This is a genomic window from Streptomyces sp. NPDC088554, assembly GCF_044752945.1.
Lineage (GTDB): Bacteria > Actinomycetota > Actinomycetes > Streptomycetales > Streptomycetaceae > Streptomyces.
The window spans coordinates 171032-194016 of sequence record NZ_JBIVMF010000002.1; the positions used below are offsets into that span (position 1 = coordinate 171032).

Below are 22985 nucleotides of genomic sequence, written 5' to 3' on the forward strand. Positions count from 1 at the left end.
GGACCGGGCCCCTTGTAGTGGGCCGCGCGAGGGCGCCGCGTACCGGAGTTGTAGGTGTACGCACAGGAGTTGTCCACAGGCCCGCAGGGATGTCGGAGCCGGGCGGTAGCGTCGGATCATGTCCAATCCAGCGCTGTCCGTGCTTGAGGCCGTACTAGAGCGCATCACGTATGCCAACGAGGAGAACGGCTACACCGTCGCCCGGGTCGACACCGGCCGTGGCGGCGATCTCCTCACGGTGGTCGGCTCGCTGCTCGGCGCGCAGCCGGGCGAGTCGCTGCGCATGGAGGGCCGCTGGGGCTCGCACGCGCAGTACGGCAAACAGTTCACGGTGGAGAACTACACGACGATCCTGCCCGCCACGGTCCAGGGCATCCGCCGCTATCTCGGCTCGGGGCTGATCAAGGGCATCGGCCCGGTCATGGCCGACCGGATCACCACCCACTTCGGCGTCGACACCCTCGACATCATCGAGAACGCGCCGAAGCGGCTGGTCGAGGTGCCCGGTCTCGGCCCCAAGCGCACCAAGATGATCGGCGCGGCCTGGGAGGAGCAGAAGGCCATCAAGGAGGTCATGATCTTCCTCCAGACCGTCGGCGTCTCCACCTCCATCGCGGTGCGTATTTACAAGAAGTACGGCGACGCCTCGATCTCCGTGGTCAGGGACGAGCCGTACCGGCTCGCGGCCGATGTCTGGGGCATCGGCTTCCTGACCGCCGACCGGATCGCCCAGGCGGTCGGCATCCCGCACGACAGTCCGGCGCGGGTCAAGGCCGGGCTTCAGTACGCGCTGTCGCAATCCACCGACCAGGGCCACTGCTTCCTCCCCGAGGAGCAGCTGATCTCCGACGCTGTGAAGCTCCTCCAGGTCGATACGGGCCTGGTCATCGAGTGCCTCGCCGAGCTGGCGGGGGATCCGGAAGGGGTGGTGAAGGAGCGGGTGCCGGGGCCGGATGGCGGCGAGGAGAAGATCACGGGGATCTATCTGGTGCCCTTCCACCGCGCCGAGCTGTCACTTTCCGGCCAGGTGCTGCGGCTGCTGCGGACCGCCGAGGACCGGATGCCGGCCTTCCAGGACGTGGACTGGGACAAGGCGCTGACCTGGCTGGCGGGGCGTACAGGCGCGGAGCTGGCACCCGAGCAGCGGCAGGCGGTCCGGCTCGCGCTCACCGAGAAGGTCGCGGTGCTGACGGGCGGCCCCGGCTGCGGCAAGTCCTTCACGGTTCGCTCGATCGTGGAGCTGGCGCGGGCGAAGAAGGCCAAGGTGGTGCTGGCGGCTCCCACCGGACGGGCAGCCAAGCGGCTCGCCGAGCTGACGGGCGCCGAGGCGTCCACCGTGCACCGGCTGCTGGAGCTGCGGCCCGGCGGGGACGCGGCGTACGACCGGGACCGGCCGCTGGACGCGGATCTGGTGGTGGTGGACGAGGCGTCGATGCTGGATCTGCTGCTGGCCAACAAGCTGGTCAAGGCGGTGGCGCCGGGTGCGCATCTGCTGCTGGTCGGGGACGTGGACCAGCTTCCCTCGGTCGGGGCGGGCGAGGTGCTGCGCGACCTGCTGGCCGAGGACGGTCCCGTACCGCACGTCAGGCTGACCCAGATCTTCCGGCAGGCGCAGCAGTCCGGGGTGGTGACCAACGCCCACCGCATCAACTCCGGGATACAGCCACTCACCCAGGGGCTCAGCGACTTCTTCCTCTTCGTCGAGGACGAGACGGAGGACGCGGGACGGGTCACGGTCGATGTCGCGGCCCGACGGATTCCGGCCAAATTCGGTCTGGACCCGCGACGGGACGTTCAGGTTCTGGCACCGATGCACCGTGGCCCGGCGGGCGCGGGCGTGCTGAACGGTCTGCTCCAGCAGGCGATCACACCCGGCAGACCCGATCTCCCGGAGAAGAGGCTCGGCGGCCGGGTCTTCCGGGTGGGCGACAAGGTCACCCAGATTCGTAATAATTATGACAAAGGGGAGAATGGTGTCTTCAACGGCACGGTCGGTGTGGTCACCTCGATCCAGCTGGAGGAGCAGCGGCTGACGGTGCTGACGGACGAGGACGAGGAGGTGCCGTACGACTTCGACGAGCTGGACGAGCTGGCCCACGCGTACGCCGTGACGATCCACCGCTCGCAGGGCAGTGAGTATCCGGCGGTGGTCATTCCGGTCACCACCGGGGCCTGGATGATGCTCCAGCGAAATCTGCTGTACACGGCCGTGACCAGGGCGAAGAAGCTCGTCGTGCTGGTCGGGTCGAGAAAGGCCATCGGGCAGGCGGTGCGCACGATTTCCGCGGGTAGACGCTTCACCGCACTCGCCCATCGGCTCAGGGGAATCTGAAGCGGGTGCCGCCATGGATTCCGGCGCCGGGGCTACGCCGACTTCCCACGACCGGGGAGGTCGGGGCAGGATGGGGAGGTTGGCGGCACTGAGTGCCGCCAAAAGGCCTAATGGCCGACCCCGAGTGCACTCTCCTGAGCCAAATGGGGGATGGTAGAGACAGTCAGGGCACCTCGAAGAAGAGGCACTACGTCGGTGAGGGATGACGTGAGCGAGAAACGCGACAACGCGGTAGTACTGCGGTACGGCGACGGCGAGTACACCTATCCGGTGATCGACAGCACCGTCGGCGATACGGGCTTCGACATCGGGAAGCTCCGTTCTCAGACCGGTCTGGTGACCCTGGACAGTGGCTACGGCAACACCGCCGCCTACAAGTCCGCGATCACCTACCTCGATGGCGAACAGGGCATCCTGCGCTACCGGGGTTACCCGATCGAGCAGCTGGCCGAGTCCTCCAGCTTCGTCGAGGTGGCATATCTGCTGATCAACGGTGAGCTGCCGACGGTCGACGAGCTCGCCACGTTCAAGAACGAGATCACCCAGCACACGCTGCTGCACGAGGACGTCAAGCGCTTCTACGACGGTTTCCCGCGTGACGCGCACCCGATGGCGATGCTGTCCTCCGTGGTCAGCGCGCTGTCGACGTTCTACCAGGACAGCCACAACCCGTTCGACGAGAAGCAGCGCAATCTCTCCACGATCCGGCTGCTCGCGAAGCTGCCGACCATCGCGGCGTACGCGTACAAGAAGTCGATCGGCCACCCCTTCGTCTACCCGCGCAATGACCTCGGGTACGTCGAGAACTTCCTGCGGATGACCTTCTCGGTCCCGGCGCAGGAGTACGAGCCCGACCCGGTCGTGGTCGCCGCGCTCGACAAGCTGCTCATCCTGCACGCGGACCACGAGCAGAACTGTTCGACCTCGACCGTGCGACTGGTCGGCTCCTCGCAGGCGAACATGTTCGCCTCGATCTCCGCCGGCATCAGCGCCCTGTGGGGCCCGCTGCACGGTGGCGCCAACCAGTCGGTGCTGGAGATGCTCGAAGGCATCAAGGCGGACGGCGGCGATGTCGACACCTTCATCCGCAAGGTGAAGAACAAGGAAGACGGCGTGAAGCTCATGGGCTTCGGGCACCGCGTCTACAAGAACTTCGACCCCCGGGCGAAGATCATCAAGGCGGCGGCGCACGATGTCCTCTCGGCGCTCGGCAAGTCCGACGAGCTGCTCGACATCGCGCTCAAGCTGGAGGAGCACGCGCTGGCCGACGAGTACTTCGTCGAGCGCAAGCTCTACCCGAACGTGGACTTCTACACCGGCCTGATCTACCGGGCCATGGGCTTCCCGACCGAGATGTTCACCGTGCTCTTCGCGCTCGGCCGGCTGCCCGGCTGGATCGCCCAGTGGCACGAGATGATCAAGGAGCCCGGCTCCCGTATCGGCCGCCCGCGCCAGATCTACACCGGCGAGGTCCTGCGCGACTTCGTCCCGGTCGAGGGCCGCTGACCCACAGACGGACCGTCGCGGGCCACCGGCCCGTCGTACGGAGCGAAAAGCGCCCCGCTCACCGATCCCCCCACGGGTCGGCGGGCGGGGCGCTTTCCATATCCCGGTGCGGATTCCCCCCACGGGATCCGGGCCGGGCGTCTGCCGTAGCCGAGAACGGCTACTTCTGCGCAACCGGGACAGCTACGCGTGCGGTCGGACCGGGGTACGTACGGGAGGGCCGCTCAAAGCTCCCCGTGCACGTGCCCCGGCCACATCGCTGCCTGAGATGTCCCCCAAGACATCCCCTGCGATCCCATCGAACGTCCCCCAAGACGTTCTTCTGGCATCGTCCTCTTAGACACGCGAGATGGCCTAATGGTTACCCCATAATCTATGTGATCTAGGTCTCTTTGTGAAGGACTTGTGGCGTATGTGGAGGGTCACAGGCTCCGGAGAGTGGTAACCGGATAAACAGAGGGAGAGGTTCGGGGTTCGCCTCCGAATCGCGGGAAGGCTCCGATCAGGCCTGGCCGGCCAGCTCGTAACCCGCCTCGTCGACGGCGGCGCGGACGGTGGCCTCGTCCAGTGGGGCGGCGGAAACAACGGTCACCCGGCCGTCCGCGGCGGTGGCCAGAACCGAGGTGACGCCCTCGATCCCGGAGACCTCCTGGGTGACGGCGCCCTCGCAGTGGCCGCAGGTCATGCCGGTGACCTGGTAGACGGTGGTGACCTCGGCGGACTGGTTCGTCTCGGTGGTCATGGAGGTTTCTCCTCTTCGGCGACGTTCGGCGTGGTTGGCGTGATCGTTGCGCTCCCGCGCGTGATCCCTGCCTGCCGACTGTACCCCTAGGGGGTATGGATGCGAACCTCGGAGGGAGGCATCGGGCCGTCGTCGCAGACGTGCTCGGTCAGCGGGAACAGGTAGCGGTAGAGGACCGTCTTCAGCTCTCTGGCGTACGCGTCACGCTCGGCCGGCTCTGCGGCGAGGATCAGATCCAGGCCACCCTTGAAAATAGTGAAAACCGTCTTGGAGATCCGGGTGGTGTCCGCCGGCGGTGTGCCGGGGAGGTAGGCGCCGAGTATCCCGTCGACCCGCGTGAGCATCGCCGAGTGCAGGAGGTCGTGCTCCGTGGCGACATGGCCCGGGGTGTCGGGGCCGTGCATCAGGACGTTGAAGGCCGGGTTCTCGAAGTTGAACGTGATCAGCGGGTCCAGGACCGCGTCCAGCAGCTGGTCCAGCGGCAGCTGGAGATGGGCCGCCGTGAGCGCCTCCCCGTAGGCGGTGTGCCAGCTCGCCAGGAGTCTGCTGCCCAGCTCGACGGCGATGGCCTCCTTGTTCGGGAAGAACTGGTAGAGCGTGCCGGGGGAGACCCCGGCCTCCCGAGCGATGGCGTTGGTGCTCGCCGCCGTGTAGCCGTGCTCGCTGAAGACGCTCGCCGCCGCGTCGAGGAGCTGGGCGATCCGCCGCTCGCCGCGGGCCTGGCGGCGGCGTGGTCTGGCCGTCGTGGCGTCGCTGTCGCTCTGCGCCTCCGGCATGACGGTCCCCGGCTTTCCTGGATCGGTTGACAAATGCGAGAGGGCGCTCGCAATATTGGTAATGCGAGTGATGTCTCGTGTTTTCTATTCTATGGCAATGGCCGACCCATGCAACGGGTCAAGGTGAGGGGACACCGCACCATGTCCGAAGTCAACACCGGACCGCGCCTCGGGGGCTGGACCCGGTTCGTCACCGCGCGTCCAAGATTTTCCTTGCTGCTCACGCTGGTGATCACGGCCCTGGCCGTGTTCGCGGGCAGCGGGGCCGCGGACCGGATGAGCAGCGGTGGCTGGGCGGACCCGGACGCCGAGTCGACCTATGCCACCAAGGTGCTGGAGCGGGAGTTCCCCGCCTCCCAGCCCAATCTGCTGCTCCTCGTCGACAGCGGAAGCCGGACGGTCGACGACCCCGCTGTCGCCGCCGAGGCCGAACGGCTCACCGGCCGTCTCGCGGCCGAGAAGGGCATCACCGGGATCGGTTCGTACTGGCAGACCCGAGCGCCCGCCCTGCGGGCCGAGGACGGCCGCCAAGCGCTCATCGCGGCCCGTATCGAGGGGGACGAGAAGACCGCCGCGGCGGTCCTGGACCGGATAGCGCCCGAATACCGCGGCACACAGGGGTTGCTGAAGGTCTCGTTCGGCGGGCCCGTCGCCGTGCAGCACGAGATGCAGGAGATCATCCAGGAGGATCTGCTGCGGGCCGAGCTGATCGCCCTGCCGGTCACCCTGGTGCTGCTGGTGATGGTCTTCGGCAGCGCGGTGGCCGCCCTGCTGCCGCTCGCGGTCGGCGTCGTCGCGATCCTGGGGACGAACGCGGTGCTGCGCGGCCTCACCGAGATCGCCGAGGTCTCGATCTTCGCGCAGAACCTGACCACGGCCCTCGGGCTCGGGCTGGCCATCGACTACGCCCTGTTCATCGTGCGCAGATTCCGCGAGGAACTGGCCGAGGGCGCCGAGGTGCGGGAAGCCGTGGGCGTCACCCTGCGCACCGCCGGACGGACGGTCCTGTTCTCCGCGCTGACCGTCGCGGTGTCGCTCGCCGCCATGATGGTCTTCCCCCAGTACTTCCTCCAGTCCTTCGCCTACGCGGGGATCGCGGTGGTCCTGCTGGCCGCCGTGGCCGCCCTGGTCCTGCTGCCCGCCGCGCTGATGCTGCTGGGCCACCGGGTCAACTCCCTGGACCTGCGGCGGCTGCTGCGCAAGAAAACGCGCAAGCCGCAGGAGGAAGGAGTCGGCTGGGGGCGTGCGGCGGCTCTGGTGATGCGCAGGGCCCCGCTCTTCGCCTTCGGTACGGCGATCGTCCTCGTCCTGCTCGGGCTGCCCTTCCTGGGCGCGAAGTTCGGCACCGCCGACTACCGCCAGCTTCCCGCCGGCGCCGATGTCCGGATCGTCCAGGAGGAGATACGCGACGGCTTCCCCGGCAATCCGGGCGGCGCCCTCGAGATCCTCGCGGAAGGCCGCGCCACCCCCGCCGAGTACACCGCCTACCGCGACCGGATCGCCGCGCTGCCCGGCGTGCGGCGGATCGACGGGCCCGTCACCTCGGGGACGCACGGATACTTCACGGTGCTCTCCAAGGACGAGGCCGTGGACGAGGCCACCCAGCGGCTCGTCCGTGACATCCGCGCGGAATCCGCCCCGTTCGACACCTCGGTCACCGGCGTCGCCGCCATGCTCGTCGACTCCAAGACCGCCATAGCGGACCGGCTGCCCTGGGCGCTGGGCATCATCATGGTGGTGACCTTGATCCTGGTCTTCCTGCTCACCGGCAGTGTGCTGATACCCATCCAGGCGGTCGTGCTCAACGCGCTGAGCCTCACCGCCATGTTCGGGGCGATGGTCTGGGTATTCCAGGACGGCCATCTCTCGGGACTGCTCGCCTTCACCTCCAGCGGGAACATCGAGACGACCGTTCCGGTCGTGATGTTCTGCGTGGCTTTCGGGCTCTCCATGGACTACGGAGTCTTCCTGCTCTCCCGGATCAAGGAGGAGTACGACCGGGGTGGTGACCACGAGCAGGCGGTGATCTTCGGGCTGCGCCGTACCGGAGGACTGATCACCGCGGCCGCCGTGATCCTCGCGGTGGTCATGGTGGCGATAGGCACCTCCCGGGTGACCAACACCAAGATGCTCGGCCTCGGCCTGGCCCTCGCCGTCCTCATGGACGCGATGGTGGTACGCAGCCTGCTGGTCCCGGCGGTGATGAAGCTGACGGGGAAGGCGACCTGGTGGGCGCCCGGCCCGCTGCGCCGCTTCCACGACCGGTTCGGCCTCAGCGAGGGCGAACCGGTGCCTTCCGAAGCCACCAAGGACGGGGCGAAAGACGGATCGGGAGACGGATCGGGAGACGGACCTGGGGACCGGGGCGACGGCGGGCCCGGGGACGGGACAGGGCCTTCTGCCCGGGACCGGGACACGGCGGTCGTCTGAGGCATCTGGCCCGGTTGCCGCAGAGGAGCGGCGGGGGAACGGGAAGACCCCGTACCGGACTTTGTGGTCCGGTACGGGGTCCCGCCCGCCGACAGGTGCTGTCAGCCTCTGTTGGCCCTGTTGCCGGGGCGCTTGGACACCCAGGTGCGGATGGTGTCCGCGTACCAGTAGGGCTTGCCGTTCTCCACATGGTCGGGAGGCGGCAGCAGCCCGTGTTTGCGGTACGAGCGGACGGTGTCCGGCTGCACCCGGATGTGCGCCGCGATCTCCTTGTAGGACCAGAGCCTTGTGTCCGTCATCGGTCGCGCCTCCCCGCGTCCGCCGCAGAGGCGGCCGGTGGGCCGTCGGGGGAGCTGCGGCCCGGACGCTGGCGATCACCAAGCCTGTGCCCACTGAGCAACGCAGAGTGACCGAAGGGGGTGGGCTGTCACTCTCCTGTGACGAAAGGCATGCGAAATGGAGATATATGTGACTGTCTGCCTAGGCTCCGCAGCTCCGCAGGAAGCGGCGGGTGCGTTCGGCGATGGGGAACGGCTTGTCGGGCGGGCACGGGTACATGTCCTGCTCGACGATGGCGAAGAGGTCGACGTCCAGCCGCTGCGCGGCGGCCAGCACCGGCCCCAGCTCGGGCACCCCGGCGGGCGGCTCGCACATCACGCCACGCGCCACGGCGGGGCCGAAGGGCACCTCGTTCGCGACGACGTCGGCGAGGATCTCCGGGTCCACCTGCTTGAGGTGGAGGTAGCCGATCCGCTCGCCATAGGTCTCGATCAGCTTGACGCTGTCGCCGCCGCAGTAGGCGTAGTGCCCGGTGTCCAGGCAGAGCGAGACCAGCTCGGGGTCGGTCGCGTCGAGGAAGCGGCTGACGTTCGCCTCGCTGTCGATGTGGGTGTCGGCGTGCGGGTGGACGACGATGCTCAGCCCGTAGCGCTCGCGCACCTCCCGGCCCAGCCGCTCGGTCTGGGACGTCAGGTGGCGCCACTGCTCCGGGGTGAGGGTGCTGTCCTCCAGGACCTCGCCAGTCTTGTCGTCCCGCCAGAACGACGGAATGACGACCAGGTGGTCCGCGCCCATCGCCTGGGTGAGTGCGGCGATGTCCGAGACGTGGTCCCAGGTCTTCTCCCAGACGGACGGCCCGTGGTGCAGCCCGGTGAAGACGGTCCCGGCCGAGACCTTCAGCCCGCGCCGGGCGGTCTCTTCGGCCAGCTTGGCGGGGTCGGAGGGCAGATAGCCGTAGGGGCCGAGTTCGATCCACTCGTAGCCGGCCTCGGCGACCTCGTCGAGGAAGCGCTGCCAGGGGACCTGCTGGGGGTCGTCGGGGAACCACACCCCCCATGAGTCGGGGGCCGAACCGACCCGGATGCGGTTCAACGTGGGTACGGAGGAGGTCATGCCGGTCAGCTTCCGGCCACGTCGAAGGAGTGTCAACCCGTCATCCGAATGTAAAGACAAATCATTGACAGGACTCGGAGTGGAGGGTTAGACCTGACCTTGACCATCGAACCGAAGGGACACCCTGTCCGCGCCCGTACGGCGTGACTGCTCGGGTGGCCGTTCCGGTGGATCTTCGACGAGTTCCCCTCACGGCCGGTCGTGTCGCGCACACGTAAAGTGAGATTTTGAACTGCTGGGCAGGGAAGGCGCGTTCGGCGGAGTTCCGGCTCCGCCGGGCCGGGCGCGAGGCCCATGCACAGATCGCCTCCGGTGCGGGGCCGTTTCGCCCTGGCAGGAGCGAAGCGCGAGCGACATGCTCCCCGCTCGCAGCGGCCCCGCACCGGAGGTTTCGGGCCGGAGGTTTCGTACCGAAGGCTCGGACCGGAGGCTTCCGGCGCCGATGACCCGGGCTTCGGGCCGATGATCCGGAGGCTTCCGGCGCCGACGATCCGGAGGCTTCCGGCCGACGCTCCCACCGCACCCCACGCGCGCGTGGTGGGATGTTCGCACCGCTGTCAGCTGCGAACGGGCCGGATGAGTCGGAGGCAGAAATGAAGACCGTCAACCACTGGATCGGTGGCAAGTCCGTCGAGGGCGCGTCCGGCAACTGGGGGCCGGTCACCGATCCGGCGACCGGCGCCGTCACCACACGGGTCGCGCTGGCCTCCGCCGAGGAGGTCGACAGCGCGGTCGCCACGGCGAAAGCCGCGTATGCGGGCTGGGGCACTTCCTCGCTCGCCCGGCGCACCGGGATCCTCTTCCGCTACCGGGCGCTGCTCGACGCGCGCCGTGACGACATCGCCGCGCTGATCACCGCCGAGCACGGCAAGGTCCACTCGGACGCCCTCGGCGAGGTCGCGCGCGGCATCGAGATCGTCGAGCTGGCCTGCGGTATCACCACCCAGCTCAAGGGTGAGCTGTCCACCCAGGTCTCCAGCCGGGTGGACGTGGCCTCGATCCGCCAGCCGCTGGGGGTCGTCGCGGGCATCACACCCTTCAACTTCCCGGCGATGGTGCCGATGTGGATGTTCCCGCCGGCCATCGCCTGCGGCAACACCTTCGTCCTCAAGCCCAGCGAGAAGGACCCCTCGTCGGCCAATCTCCTGGCGGAGCTGGCCCATGAGGCCGGGCTGCCCGACGGCGTACTCAACGTCGTCCACGGCGACAAGGTCGCGGTGGACCGCCTGCTGGCGCACCCGGACGTGGTGGCGGTCTCGTTCGTCGGCTCCACCCCGATCGCCCGCCACATCCATACGACCGCCTCGGCCAACGGCAAGCGCGTCCAGGCCCTCGGCGGCGCCAAGAACCACATGCTGGTGCTGCCCGACGCGGACCTCGACGCGGCGGCGGACGCGGCGGTCTCGGCGGCGTACGGCTCGGCGGGCGAGCGCTGCATGGCGGTCTCGGCGGTCGTCGCGGTGGGCGCGATCGGCGACGAACTCGTCGCCAGGATCCGTGAGCGCGCGGAGAAGGTCAGGATCGGCCCCGGCGACGACCCCGCGTCCGAGATGGGCCCGCTCATCACCAGGGCCCACCGCGACAAGGTCGCCGGTTACGTCACGGGCGCGGCGGCCCAGGGCGCGGAAGTCGTCCTGGACGGTACGGGATACACGGTCGAGGGGTACGAGGAGGGCCACTGGATCGGGCTGTCCCTGCTCGACAAGGTCTCCACCGACTCCGACGCCTACCGCGACGAGATCTTCGGCCCGGTGCTGTGCGTGCTGCGCACCGAGACGTACGAGGAGGGCGTCGCCCTGATCAACGCCTCGCCGTTCGGCAACGGCACAGCCATCTTCACCCGCGACGGCGGCGCCGCCCGCCGCTTCCAGCTGGAGATCGAGGCCGGCATGGTCGGGGTGAACGTGCCGATCCCGGTGCCCGTGGGCTACCACTCCTTCGGCGGTTGGAAGGACTCGCTCTTCGGCGACCACCACATCTACGGCAACGACGGGGTGCGCTTCTACACACGCGGCAAGGTGATCACCACCCGCTGGCCCGACCCGGCCGACGCGCCGAGCGGCGTGGACCTGGGCTTCCCGCGCAACCACTGACCCGCGCAACCACTGACCCACACACCACTGACCCACACACCACCGACCCGCGCAACCGGCTGACACCCCGAGTGGCCGGCCCGACCGCCCGCGTAACGACCCACCCCGAGCGCCTCCGCCCGAGCGAGCGCCCCCACCCGAGCGACCGCCCACCACCCACCCGCGCAACCCCGGCCCGTACGGCACGCATTCACGCCGTACGGGCCGCGGTGCGTCCGGGCGTCGGGGCCACGGGAAACGGAGACCCCTGAAATTCGCCAGAGGCGCGTAACCGTCCGCGCGACACCCGCGTTGACCCGTCGCGGTCCCCATGGCTCGCGCTCGTTGACAGACGCTGGACTGGATACGACTGATCCGGCCCCTTGCCCCTGAGGACACCTATGTGCGGCATCACCGGCTGGGTCTCGTACGGCCGTGATCTGCTGGCCGAGTCCCCCACCGTGGACGCGATGACGGAGACGATGTCCTGCCGGGGCCCCGACGACCGGGGGACCTGGACCAGTGGTCCCGTCGCCCTCGGTCACCGCAGGCTGGCGATCATCGATCTGCCCGGGGGGCGGCAGCCGATGACGCTCGACACACCGAGCGGCACCCTCGCGCTGGTCTACTCCGGTGAGACGTACAACTTCACCGAGCTGCGCGGCGAACTGACCGGCCGGGGACACCGGTTCACCACCGAATCCGACACCGAGGTCGTCCTGCGCGCCTATCTGGAGTGGGGCGAGGCGATGGCCGAACGCCTCAACGGCATGTACGCGTTCGCGATCTGGGACGGCCGGGAGCAGAAGCTCGTCATGGTCCGCGACCGGATGGGGATCAAGCCCTTCTACTACTACCCGACCCCGGACGGTGTGCTCTTCGGCTCCGAACCCAAGGCCGTCCTCGCCAACCCGCTCGCCCGCGCCCGCGTCGAACTCGGCGGACTGCGCGAGCTGTTCGCCTTCGTCAGGACGCCCGGACACGCCGTCTGGGACGGAATGTACGAGGTCGAGCCGGGCACCCTGGTGACCGTGGACCGGAACGGGCCGCGCCGGCACGTCTACTGGCGGCTGGAGACCCGCCCGCACACCGACGACCTCGACACCTCCGTCAAGCACGTCCGTACCCTCCTCGACGACATCGTGCGCCGCCAGCTGGTCGCCGATGTGCCGCGCTGTGTGCTGCTCTCCGGTGGACTCGACTCGTCCGGCCTCACGGCGCTGGCCGCCCGCCAACTGGCCGAGACGGGCGAGTCGGTGCGCAGTTTCTCCGTCGACTTCACCGGGCGGACGGAGCACTTCGTCGCCGACGCCTTCCGCGCCACCACGGACATCCCCTTCGTCCACGACGTCGTACGCGCCTCGGGCACCGAGCACCAGGACATCGTGCTCGACTCCCGCGCACTGGCCGACCCCGCCATCCGCGCCAGGATGATCACAGCCCGCGATCTCCCCCTGGGATTCGGGGACATGGACGCCTCCCTCTACCTGCTCTTCAAGGCCATCCGCCGGCACTCGACGGTCGCGCTCTCCGGCGAATCGGCCGACGAGATCTTCGGCGGCTACCCCCAGTTCTTCGACGAGGGGGCCAGAAAGGCCGACACCTTCCCCTGGCTGGTCCACTTCGACGAACACTTCGGCGACGACGTGGGGGTGCTGCGCCCCGAGATCCACCAGGCCCTGAAACTGCCGGACTTCATCCGGGACAGTTACGCCACGGCCGTGGCCGGTGTCGAACGCCTCGCCGGGGAAAGCGGCTTCGAGTACCGCATGCGCGTGATCTGCCGGCTGCATCTGACCCGGTTCGTACAGATGCTGCTCGACCGGAAGGACCGCGCGAGCATGGCGGTCGGACTGGAGGTCAGGGTGCCGTTCTGCGACCACCGGCTCGTGGAGTACGTCTACAACGCGCCGTGGTCCCTCAAGTCCTTCGACGGCAGGGAGAAGAGCCTGCTGCGGGAGGCCGTCGCCGATGTCCTGCCGCGGTCGGTCTACGACCGGGTGAAGAGCCCCTACCCCTCCACCCAGGACCCCGCGTACGCGCACGCCCTGCGCGAGCAGACCAGGGACCTGCTCGCCACCCCCGCCCACCGGGTCTTCGACCTGGTCGACGCGGCCCGCGTACGGCAGGTGGTGGACCGCGACTCCCCGCAGAACACCACCGCCGCACGGCGCGGCATGGAACGTACCCTGGACCTCGCGGTCTGGCTGGACCTCTACGACCCGGAGATCTCGGTCTCCTGAGTGCTTTCCCCGCGAGGGTACGGCCCTCCCACCCGCCGCATCGCGGACAGCGCACCGGCCGCGCCGAGGGCGAGGGCCATCAGCAGGCCGCTGACCCACAGCGGCGCCCGGAATCCGTACCCGGCGCCGATCGCCAGCCCGCCGAGCCACGGCCCGAGCGCGCCCCCGACATTGAACGCGGCGGTGGCGAACGCCCCGGCCAGGCTCGGCGCCCCGGCCGCCAGCAGGAACACCCGGGAGATCAGGGCCGTGCCCGTACCGAACGCGAGCATCCCCTGGAGAAGGACGAGCACGGTCACCGCCACCGCGTTCGAGGCGGCCAGGCCCAGCACCGCCCAGCCGATCGCCAGCGCCGCCATCCCGGCCGCGATGAGCGCGTCGGTCCTGGCCTCGGGGAGCCGGCCCGCGAGGGTGACGCCGACGAACGACCCCACCCCGAACAGCGCGAGCACGACGGGCACCCAGCCCGCCCCGAGCCCGGTGACCCCCGTGACCAGCGGCTCCAGATAGGAGAACGCGCAGAACGTCGCTCCCTGTACGAGGGCCATCGCCCCCAGCGTCACCAGCAGCCGGGCCCCGGTCGGCGCCCGCAGCTCCTCGCGCACCCCGGTCGTCCCCGATTCCTCCGGGACCGCGTCGGGAACGGCCCGCGCGACAGCGAGAACCGCCGGTACGGAGACGAGGGCCACCGCCCAGAACGCGGCCCGCCACCCCCACTGCTCACCCAGCACGGCCCCAGCGGGAACACCCGCCACACACGCCACGGTGACACCACCGACCACCACGGATGTGGCCCGCGCCCTGGCCTCGGGCGCGACCAACGCGACCGCCGTGACCAGGGCGACCGCCCAGAACCCGGCGTTGGCCAGCGCCCCGACGACCCGCGTCGCGAGCAGCAGCGGATAGCTGGTGGTGACGGCGCCACGACATGCACGGCGATGAACGCCCCGAGAAAGACCAGCAGGGCCCGGCGCCGGGGCCAGTTCCGGCTGAAGAGCGCCATCAAGGGCGCCCCGATCACCATCCCGACCGCGAACCCGGAGGTCAGCAGCCCGGCGGCGGGGATGGATACGCCCAGGTCGGTGGCGATGCCCGACACCAGACCGGACAGCATGAACTCGGAAGTGCCCTGGGCGAAGACGGCGAGCCCGAGCACGTAGACAGCGAATGGCATGAGAAACCCCAGAGGAAGCCGGCGAAAGGATCGACGAGTCAGCGGGGGGTCCGGTGGGTGTGGCGAGGCGCTTCGACCGTACGTACGGAAAAGCCCCCCACGGCCTCAGCACGGCGTGGGGCTGCCACGGAACGGGAAGCACGGGCCACCGGACGACCGGTGGCTAGAGTCTGCTGGCCTCGGGGCTGGACACGACCGTGAGGGTACCCGGCGGCGGCAAAGGAGTGAAGTCGGGCCCGGACGCGCGCCCGGATCGCCAGCCTCGCCTTCCCGGTGGCTTATATGACAAAGGGGGTCGATGCGAGAAAGGAAGATCCCAATGTCGGGCCACTTCGAGCTGTACCAGGACAAGGCCGGGAAACACCGCTTCCGGCTGAAGGCGGGCAACGGCGAGATCATCGCCGTGGGCGAGGCGTACAACAGCAAGGCATCCGCCGAGAAGGGCATCGCCTCGGTCAAGGCGAACGCCCCCGAGGCCCCGGTCAAGGACCTTGAGATGGGGAAGTAGCCATACGCTCCGGGCCGGTCGGCCATGGAAAGCAGACCGGCCCGGAGCCGTACAGAGGACGTACGGCTCGGTCGGTGCCCCCGGTTGGGTGGCCCGCTGAACCCACCGTGCTCAGGCGTCAAACTCCGTCAGATCGATCGCGTGTACATGCAGCGCATGGCCGAACTCCGGGTGGACGGTGTCGAGTTCGAGGCTCATGCCGAGCTTCCGCATCACGTTCTCGGAGGCGTCGTTCCCCGGCCGGCTGATGGCGACGACCCGGTCAAGCCCCCGGTCCTGGAGCGCGAACTCCAGCGCGGCATGCGCCGCCTCCGACGCGTACCCCTGCCCCCAGAACGGCTGCCCGAGCCGCCAGCCGATCTCCACGGCGGGCATGACCTCCGGCAGATACTCCGGTACGGACAGCCCCGCGAAGCCGATCAGCTCACCCGAGGCCAGCAGCTCGACGGCGAAGAGGCCGAAACCCTCCTCGTCCCACTCGTCCTCCCACTGCTCGATCTTCTCGGCGGTCTGGTCCGGATCGAGTACCGACCCGTCACCGATCCACCGCATGACCTGGTCATCGGCGTTGATCTCGGCCATGGGGACGAGGTCGTCGTCGTGCCAGCGGCGGAGGAGGAGGCGGGGTGTCTGGATCTCGGTCATGGCCCCCATCCTGTCGAATGCGGAGGCCACAGGGTTAATCGGTGGCAGTTCCAGCAGCCGGGCCTCGGTCTCGGGCAGGCCGTCAACGGCGAAGTCGAGGTGGACTGCTGGGGCGCCGGCTGGCCGGGCCACTGCGGGGGCCGGTAGCCGGCGACCCGCTGGAAGCCGATGACGAGCCCGTCCTCGCGGGTGACGGCGGCGAAGTCGGCGTTGGACTCGGGGTGGAGTCCGAACCCGGTGGCCTGTTGGTGGAACGCGGCCAGTGCCAGGGCGTCGGGGCAGTCGAGGTTGATCGAGGTGAGCTTCATCTGCGAGGGCATGGCAACTCCGTAACGCCGAACGCTCTCGGATACAGGTGGCGTCACACCGTACTGATCGACGGCACCCTCCGCGACCTGTGCCGGGCGCTCGATTCGAGCAGGGGTCGCCGGGGCATCCCGTGGGGGACATCCCGTGTTCAGGTTGGCGGGTGAGACTGCGGTGTTGGGTTGGTTGTTGCCCGGTGGGCGATCGAGGAGTACGTATGCGTCGAGTTACCGCACCTGTTGCCATCGCGCTCGCCCTTTCCGCGCTGCTGCCGGGGGCCGGTGCCGCGCAGGCTTCGGGCAAGGGGGAAGGGAAGGAAGGCGGTGGGTATTACGCCACCAAGACTCCCTACCGGCCGCTGGAGAGCGCGCGTGGGTATCAGCGTGTGCCCCAGGGGTTCGTTCCGGTGTTCACCGAGAACGTCTCGCGCCATGGCTCGCGCGCGGCCACCGACAGCGCGGACGGCGATCTGATACTCGGGGTCTGGCGGCGGGCCGAGAGCGAGGGGCGACTCACCCGGCTCGGCGCGGGGTTCGGGGGTGAGGTGCGGGGGCTGCTCGACGCGATGGAAAAGGTCGGGTACGGGAATCTCAGTGCCCGGGGCAAGCAGGAGATCCGGGATACGGCCGACCGGTTGCGGGAACGGCTTCCCGGGCTTTTCGACCGGATGTCCGAGAATTCCGAGCGGATCGATGTGGTCAGTTCCGGAAAGGGCCGCGCGGTCGACAGCGGCACGAATTTCGTGGACGCCCTCGTGGCATCGGATCCGAAGCTGGGGTCGCTGGTCGATCCCGCGCGGACCGATGCGGATCTGCTCTATTTCCACAAGTCGGACGGTGGTGCCGCCTACCGTGACTACATCGAGAACGACGCGCGCCTCGCGGCGACCCTGAAGAAGATCAGGGAGCAGCCGCGCACCTTCACGGCCGCGCGGAATGTACTGCGGAAGATCTTCACCCCCGCCTTTGTGGACGGAATGGACCCGGCGGATCAGGTGGACGCCGCGCGGGCGGTGTACGACCTCTACAGCATCGCGCCGAGCATGCGGGCCGAGGGCGATTGGCAGCTGGGGCGGTATATCGACGCCAAGGACGCCGTCTGGTTCGCCTATCTCGACGACGCCGAGAGTTTCTACGAGAACGGCCCCGGCTTCAAGGGCGACGACATCACCTACAGGATGGCCGATGTGCTGCTCGACGACTTCTTCCGGCAGATCGAGGAGAAGAAGTCGGGGAAGAGCAAGTTCGGTGCGGTCCTGCGTTTCACGCACGCCGAGGAAATCATGCCGCTGGCCGCCCTGATGAAGCTGCCGGGGAGCGAGGAACAGGCCACCGAATCCGCTCCGTACACCTACGCCAACAACTCCTGGCGCGGTTCCTCCGTCGCTCCCATGGCCGCCAACATCCAGTGGGATGTCTTCCGGAACGGGCGAGGGGACTATCTCGTCCGGATGCTCTACAACGAGAAGCAGACCGCTTTCAAGGACGGCTGCCGGCCCGTTTCCAAGAACAGTTATTTTTACGGGCTGGGCGAGTTGGAGCGTTGTTTCGGGCGGAAGTGAGCGCCATGGAACGCGGAGTGCCCCGCCCCCCTCGGCCGGAAGCCAAGAGGGGGGCGGGGCACTCGTGTTGTGGACCGTCTGTTCTCAGACGACCTGTGGTGTCAGACGGCCTGTGGGCTCAGCCCGCCTGCGGTGTCAGGCGCAGTGTCAGGATCTGGAACGGGCGCAGTGTGAGGGATACGGTGTCGGCTGTTTCGCCCACCTCTGCGGCCCGGCCGTCTCATCCGTCACCGGGCGCTCCAGCAGGTCCGTGACCACGGCCCCGGTCAGTGGGAAACCGGTGGTGAGACTTGTGGTGGCGCGGCCTCCCTGATCCTGCACGGCAACTACGCGCCGGGCTGGGGCATGCTGGTCGACTGGGGCGAGGAGGCGGGTTCGACCGAGGGCCGGGAGGGGGGTCTGTCCGGAGTACGTCTACCGCGTCTGGTGTACGCGGCCGGTGGCCCGTACTCCTCGGGGAGGCCCCCCAGTTCCTTCCGGTGTCAGTGAGGGGGGCCGCCAGAGACGTTTAGGGTTCAAACATGGAGACCCCAACCCCCCACTGGTCCCGATGGCGCGCGCGCCGGCCCGCGGTGCTCGCTGCCGCCGCCGTGCTCGTCGGCGCCGGGACCTGGACAGCCGTCGCCTCGGACAGCCCGCCCGCCGTGCACCGCGAGGACCAGGTGATGGAGATGCCGGGCGCCCGCATCGAGACGTCGTACTTCACCGCGGGCAGCGGGCGCAGACCCGCCGTCCTGATCGGGCACGGCTTCGGCGGGAACAAGGACGACGTACGTGCCCAGGCCGAGAAGCTCGCCCGCGACGGATACGCGGTGCTGACCTGGTCGGCGCGCGGCTTCGGGAAGTCCACCGGCGAGATCGGGCTCAACGACCCCGACCACGAGGTCAAGGACGTCTCCCGGCTGATCGACTGGCTCGCGAAGCGCCCCGAGGTCCAGCTCGACGCCAAGGGCGACCCCCGGGTCGGGATGACGGGCGCCTCCTACGGCGGGGCCGTCTCGCTGCTCGCCGCCGGGTACGACAAGCGGGTCGACGCCATCGCCCCGCAGATCACCTACTGGAACCTCGCGGACGCCCTCTTCCCCAACGGCGTCTTCAAGAAGCTCTGGGCCGGGATCTTCTTCTCGACCGGCGGCGGCTGCGCCACCTTCGAGAAGCAGCTGTGCGAGATGTACCAGCGGGTGGCCGTCTCCGGCACCCCCGACGCGGCCGCCCGCGCGCTGCTGGAGCGCCGCTCCCCGTCCGCCGTCGGGGACCGTATCGACGTCCCCGCGCTGATCGTCCAGGGCCAGAGCGATTCGCTCTTCCCGCTCGGCCAGGCCGACGCCATGGCCAAGGCCATCCGCGCCAACGGCGCACCCGTCGACGTCGACTGGATCGCGGGCGGCCATGACGGCGGCGACCTGGAGAGCGCCCGGGTGCAGAGTCGTATCTCCTCCTGGTTCGACCGCTATCTCAAGGACGAGAAGGGTACGGACACCGGGCCCGCGTTCCGGGTCAGCAGGACCGGAGGTGTGGACTCCACGGACGGCCGGGCCCAGCTGAGGGGCGCGACCAGCGACAGCTACCCCGGACTGGAGAGCGGCACCACCACCGTCCCGCTCGACGGCGCCGCCAAGACCTTCCAGAACCCGGCGGGCGCGAGCCCGCCCGCGATCTCCGCCGTTCCGGGCGTCGGCGCCGGGCTCTCCCAGCTGTCCTCGCTCGGCGTCGGGCTCTCCCTCGACTTCCCCGGGCAGAACGCGACCTTCGACTCGAAGCCGCTCGACCGTTCCGTACGGATCACCGGCTCCCCGACCGTACGCGCCACCGTCACCTCCAGCTCCGGAGACGCGGTGCTCTTCGCGAAGGTGTACGACGTGGGCGCGGACGGCACCCGCCAGGTGCTGCCCTCGCAACTGGTCGCGCCCGTACGGATCGAGGACGCCGAGCGGGGCAGGACCGTGGAGCTGACGCTGCCCGCCGTGGACCATCAGGTGGTCCCCGGCCACCGGCTGCGGGTCGTCCTGGCCGCCACCGATCTGGCGTACGCCTCACCCGTCGCACCCGCCACGTACAAGGTCGCCCTGGACGGCCCGCTGACCGTCCCCACCGTGCCCGCCCTGACCAGCGGATCCACCGCGCTGCCGTGGTGGACCTGGGGGCTGCCCGGTATCGGCGTACTGATCGCGGCGGCGCTGCTGCTCACCGCGCGCCGGCGCACCACCGCCCCCGCGCCGGATCCCGGGCTGGCGGAGGTGCCGCTCCGGATCACCGGTCTGACCAAGAGGTACGCCAGGTCCGCCGACCGTTACGCGGTCCGCGAGCTCTCCTTCCAGGTGGAGAAGGGCCAGGTCCTCGGACTGCTCGGGCCCAATGGCGCGGGCAAGACCACCACCCTGCGCATGCTGATGGGGCTGATCTCCCCGGACGCCGGGGAGATCCGGGTCTTCGGGCACGCGATCCGGCCCGGCGCCCCGGTGCTCTCCCGGGTCGGCGCGTTCGTCGAGGGGGCGGGCTTTCTGCCGCACCTGTCGGGACGCGACAACCTGGAGCTGTACTGGCAGGCCACCGGCCGCCCCACCGAGGACTCCCGCATCGAGGAGGCCCTGGAGATCGCCGGGCTCGGTGACGCGCTCGCCCGTGCCGTACGCACGTACTCGCAGGGCATGCGGCAGCGGCTCGCCATCGCGCAGGCGATGCTCGGCATGCCGGACCTGCTGATCCTCGACGAACCGACCAACGGCCTCGACCCGCCGCAGATCCGTGAGATGCGGGACGTGATGATCAAGTACGCGGCCGCCGGCCGGACCGTGATCGTCTCCAGCCATCTGCTCTCCGAGGTCGAGCAGTCGTGCACGCATCTGGTGGTCATGCACAAGGGCCGGCTCGTCCAGGCCGGTCCGGTCGAGGAGATCACCGGCGCGGGCGACATCCTGCTCGTCACCACCGCCGAGGAGGTGTCCGAGGCCGTGGTGGAGAAGATCGCCGCACTGCCCGGCATCGGCTCCGCCGTCCGCGCGGACGGTCCGCCCGGACTGCTCGTCCAGCTCGACGGGGCGAGCACCACCACGCTGGTCACCGAGCTGATCCGGCTCGATGTCCCGCTGACGGGTGTCGGACCGCACCGCCGCCTGGAGGACGCGTTCCTCACCCTGATCTCCGGAGGCTCCGCATGAGCGCGCTGACCGAAACGGCCCCCGGCTACCGGGCCCGGCGCACCCTGCCGCTGCGGGTCGAGGCGCTGCGGCAGCTGAAGCGCAGAAGGACGCTGGCCATGGGCGCCATCCTGGGCGCCCTGCCCTTCGTCCTGGTCGTGGCCTTCGCGATCGGCGGGTCCCCGGAAGGCCGGAACAACCGGGTGAACCTGATGGACACCGCGACCGCCTCCGGCGCCAACTTCGCGGCGACCTGCCTCTTCGTCTCGGCGGGCTTCCTGCTGGTCGTGCCCGTCGCGCTGTTCCACGGGGACACCGTGGCCTCCGAGGCGAGCTGGTCCTCGCTGCGCTATCTGCTGGCCGCGCCCGTACCGAGGTGGCGGCTGCTGTGGAGCAAGCTGGCGGTGGCGCTCGGGATGAGCGCGGCGGCGATGCTGCTCATGCCGCTGATCGCGCTGGCGGTGGGCACGGCCGCCTACGGCTGGGCCCCGCTCCAACTGCCGACCGGCGGCTTCCTGCCCATCGCCGACACGCTGCCGAGGCTGGCGCTCGTCATCGGGTTCATCTTCGTCTCCCAGCTGGTCACCGCCGGGCTCGCCTTCTGGCTGTCGACCAAGACCGACGCCCCGCTGGGCGCGGTGGGCGGCGCGGTCGGGCTGACGATCATCGGCAATGTGCTGGACGCGGTGACGGCGCTCGGGTCGTGGCGCGAATTCCTGCCCGCGCACTGGCAGTTCGCCTGGGCGGACGCGCTCCAGCCGCAGCTGGAGTGGGGCGGCATGGCGAAGGGCGCGGCGGTCTCGGTGGCCTATGCGGTGGTGCTGTTCGCGCTGGCCTTCCGGGGCTTCTCGCGTAAGGACATCGTCTCTTAGCGCTGCTGCCCCCACGGCCCCGCCCTCTTCTGCGAGTTCTCCGAAGTTCTGCGAGTTCTCGGAGTCCGCGAGGGCGGGGCCGTGGCGTTTGTCGCGGCTACCAGCGCAGCGGAAGGGTGGCGAGGTAGCTGTTGAGCAGGCGGGAGACGATCCGGTGGTCGTTGAGGGAGGGATGCCAGTCGCAGCCGAGGCGGTCCAGGCCCGGATCGTCGTAGTACCAGTAGCGGACCAGGCTGTCGCCCCGGCGATTGCGCTCCTGGACGATGCGCTGGGCGGCCTGCGCGAACGCGGTGGTGTTGGACAGGAGCGTGGCGCCGACCACGATGTACGTACTGGGGCCGTACCGCGCGCGCAGTCTGTCGAGGAAGCCGTGGTACGCGCTCTCGTAGGCGGCGACCAGCGCGTCCTGGGTGGTCCAGCGCTCGCCTCCGTTGAGGGAGGTCGAGAAGTCGTTGATGCCGAGGCCGACCACGACGACCTGGGGCAGCCAGGTGTCCGGCTTCTGCCAGATGTCGCCGTCGATGTTCAGCAGCGCGCGGTCGTAGTAGGTGCGGAAGTCGACGGTGGCGTTGCCGCCGTTGTAGTTACGGACCATGCCGAGGCCGGAGTAGGCGTTGAGCTGGTAGTCGGCGTTGAAGTTCTGGGCGGTGAGGGAGCCGAAGGCGAGGCCCGCGTTGCTGTTCCGGTTGACCCCTCCGTTGTTCGAACAGTCGCGTGTGGTGGAGACGTTGCCGTAACCGGCGGTGAAGGAGTCGCCGATGAACTCGATCTGCCTGCTCCGCGCCGGGGGCTTCGCGAGGATCGCGCCTCCGGACGCGGCGACGAACCCGCTGAACCTGCCCGCGCCCCAGGGGCTCTCCGTACGTTTGACGAGGCGCACGCGGTGTTCGGTGTTGGCGAGGCCGTTGACCCAGGCGGTGGTCCGGCCCGGGGTCACCAGGGTGGTGGCGGTCGTCCCGTCGATCTGGATGTCGTAGTCGTTGTTGTAGTCGTCGAGGGCGACGCCCACACCGGTGCCCCGGAAGCGGGCTTCGAAGTAGATGCCGGGCCAGGTGTACTGGGCGGCCCCGTCGGCGGCGGCCTTGACGCGGCCCACCGTGTGGAACTGGTCCCACGGGCCGACGGCCCGGCGCGGGGAGGGCGCCGGTGCCGGGGCGGTCGCCCGAGCCGGGGAGGCGACGGCGGTGACGACGCCTGCGGCGGTGGCCGTGAGCAGCGCCCTTCGGGACACGGGGGCTGCGGGGGATATCGGGGACATGGGGGCTGCGGGGGATATCGGGGCCACTCGG

Annotated in this window: 16 protein-coding genes and 1 pseudogene; 9 read left to right on the forward strand and 8 right to left on the reverse strand. The window is 69.4% G+C overall.

Annotation, left to right across the window (positions count from 1 at the left end; genetic code table 11):
- The first annotated feature begins 118 nt into the window (after positions 1–118).
- Both ACIP8W_RS02810 and ACIP8W_RS02815 read left to right on the forward strand, forming a co-directional pair.
- Entirely contained in the window at positions 119–2332 is a 2214-nt protein-coding gene (locus ACIP8W_RS02810; RefSeq protein WP_401952630.1) for an ATP-dependent RecD-like DNA helicase, read from the forward strand.
- A 207-nt stretch (positions 2333–2539) separates the two neighbouring features.
- A complete protein-coding gene (locus ACIP8W_RS02815) occupies positions 2540–3838 on the forward strand; it encodes a citrate synthase (RefSeq protein WP_401952633.1) in 1299 nt (432 codons plus the stop codon).
- Positions 3839–4340: 502 nt separating this feature from the next.
- Here the strand turns inward: ACIP8W_RS02815 and ACIP8W_RS02820 are convergent.
- Together ACIP8W_RS02820 and ACIP8W_RS02825 are read right to left on the reverse strand one after the other, a co-directional pair.
- Positions 4341–4580 (reverse strand): heavy-metal-associated domain-containing protein, encoded by a 240-nt coding sequence (locus tag ACIP8W_RS02820; protein ID WP_401952636.1) that lies wholly within the window; start codon positions 4578–4580, stop codon positions 4341–4343.
- Between the two features lie 86 nt (positions 4581–4666).
- Complete coding sequence (locus ACIP8W_RS02825; RefSeq protein ID WP_402201701.1) at positions 4667–5356, reverse strand: TetR/AcrR family transcriptional regulator; 690 nt, start codon at positions 5354–5356, stop codon at positions 4667–4669.
- A 141-nt stretch (positions 5357–5497) separates the two neighbouring features.
- On the opposite strand from ACIP8W_RS02825, the gene ACIP8W_RS02830 reads away from it, so the two are divergent.
- A complete protein-coding gene (locus ACIP8W_RS02830; RefSeq protein ID WP_402201703.1) occupies positions 5498–7786 on the forward strand; it encodes an MMPL family transporter in 2289 nt (762 codons plus the stop codon).
- A 101-nt stretch (positions 7787–7887) separates the two neighbouring features.
- On the opposite strand, the gene ACIP8W_RS02835 is transcribed toward ACIP8W_RS02830, so the two are convergent.
- Complete coding sequence (locus tag ACIP8W_RS02835) at positions 7888–8085, reverse strand: helix-turn-helix transcriptional regulator (protein WP_401952645.1); 198 nt, start codon at positions 8083–8085, stop codon at positions 7888–7890.
- Between the two features lie 181 nt (positions 8086–8266).
- Positions 8267–9178, reverse strand: a complete 912-nt coding sequence (locus ACIP8W_RS02840) for a sugar phosphate isomerase/epimerase family protein (protein WP_401952648.1) — start codon at positions 9176–9178, stop codon at positions 8267–8269.
- Positions 9179–9771: 593 nt separating this feature from the next.
- Between ACIP8W_RS02840 and ACIP8W_RS02845 the strand changes: the two genes are divergently transcribed.
- A complete protein-coding gene (locus tag ACIP8W_RS02845; RefSeq protein ID WP_402201705.1) occupies positions 9772–11271 on the forward strand; it encodes a CoA-acylating methylmalonate-semialdehyde dehydrogenase in 1500 nt (499 codons plus the stop codon).
- A gap of 380 nt (positions 11272–11651) precedes the next feature.
- Positions 11652–13493: an asparagine synthase (glutamine-hydrolyzing) gene (gene asnB, locus ACIP8W_RS02850; protein ID WP_402150120.1), complete on the forward strand. Its 1842-nt coding sequence runs from the start codon at positions 11652–11654 to the stop codon at positions 13491–13493.
- Here the strand turns inward: asnB and ACIP8W_RS02855 are convergent.
- Positions 13466–14667: pseudogene (locus ACIP8W_RS02855) on the reverse strand (Cmx/CmrA family chloramphenicol efflux MFS transporter). The gene asnB and the pseudogene ACIP8W_RS02855 overlap by 28 nt on opposite strands.
- A gap of 319 nt (positions 14668–14986) precedes the next feature.
- Here ACIP8W_RS02855 and ACIP8W_RS02860 point away from each other — a divergent pair.
- Positions 14987–15175, forward strand: coding sequence for a YegP family protein (locus ACIP8W_RS02860; RefSeq protein ID WP_401952658.1), 189 nt, complete (start codon positions 14987–14989; stop codon positions 15173–15175).
- 111 nt (positions 15176–15286) lie between these two features.
- Here ACIP8W_RS02860 and ACIP8W_RS02865 read toward each other — a convergent pair whose 3' ends face one another.
- Entirely contained in the window at positions 15287–15820 is a 534-nt protein-coding gene (locus ACIP8W_RS02865) for a GNAT family N-acetyltransferase (RefSeq protein WP_402201708.1), read from the reverse strand.
- On the reverse strand, positions 15817–16140 hold the full coding sequence (locus ACIP8W_RS02870; RefSeq protein ID WP_402201710.1) for a VOC family protein: 324 nt from the start codon (positions 16138–16140) through the stop codon (positions 15817–15819). Before ACIP8W_RS02870 ends, ACIP8W_RS02865 begins: the two co-directional genes overlap by 4 nt.
- Positions 16141–16343: 203 nt before the next feature.
- Here ACIP8W_RS02870 and ACIP8W_RS02875 point away from each other — a divergent pair, with 203 nt between their 5' ends.
- The 3 genes from ACIP8W_RS02875 to ACIP8W_RS02885 all read left to right on the forward strand — a co-directional run bounded on the left by ACIP8W_RS02875 (position 16344) and on the right by ACIP8W_RS02885 (position 21696).
- Positions 16344–17687: a histidine-type phosphatase gene (locus tag ACIP8W_RS02875; protein WP_402201711.1), complete on the forward strand. Its 1344-nt coding sequence runs from the start codon at positions 16344–16346 to the stop codon at positions 17685–17687.
- Positions 17688–18208: 521 nt separating this feature from the next.
- Positions 18209–20845, forward strand: a complete 2637-nt coding sequence (locus ACIP8W_RS02880) for an alpha/beta fold hydrolase (RefSeq protein WP_401952668.1) — start codon at positions 18209–18211, stop codon at positions 20843–20845.
- Positions 20842–21696 carry an ABC transporter permease gene (locus ACIP8W_RS02885; protein WP_401952671.1) on the forward strand — a complete coding sequence of 285 codons (855 nt, stop codon included), beginning with the start codon at positions 20842–20844 and terminating at the stop codon, positions 21694–21696. Before ACIP8W_RS02880 ends, ACIP8W_RS02885 begins: the two co-directional genes overlap by 4 nt.
- 97 nt (positions 21697–21793) lie before the next feature.
- Here the strand turns inward: ACIP8W_RS02885 and ACIP8W_RS02890 are convergent, their stop codons facing one another.
- The gene (locus ACIP8W_RS02890; protein ID WP_402201714.1) at positions 21794–22954 is read right to left on the reverse strand and encodes an SGNH/GDSL hydrolase family protein; all 1161 of its coding nucleotides are present in this window, start codon (positions 22952–22954) and stop codon (positions 21794–21796) included.
- Positions 22955–22985 lie beyond the last annotated feature (31 nt).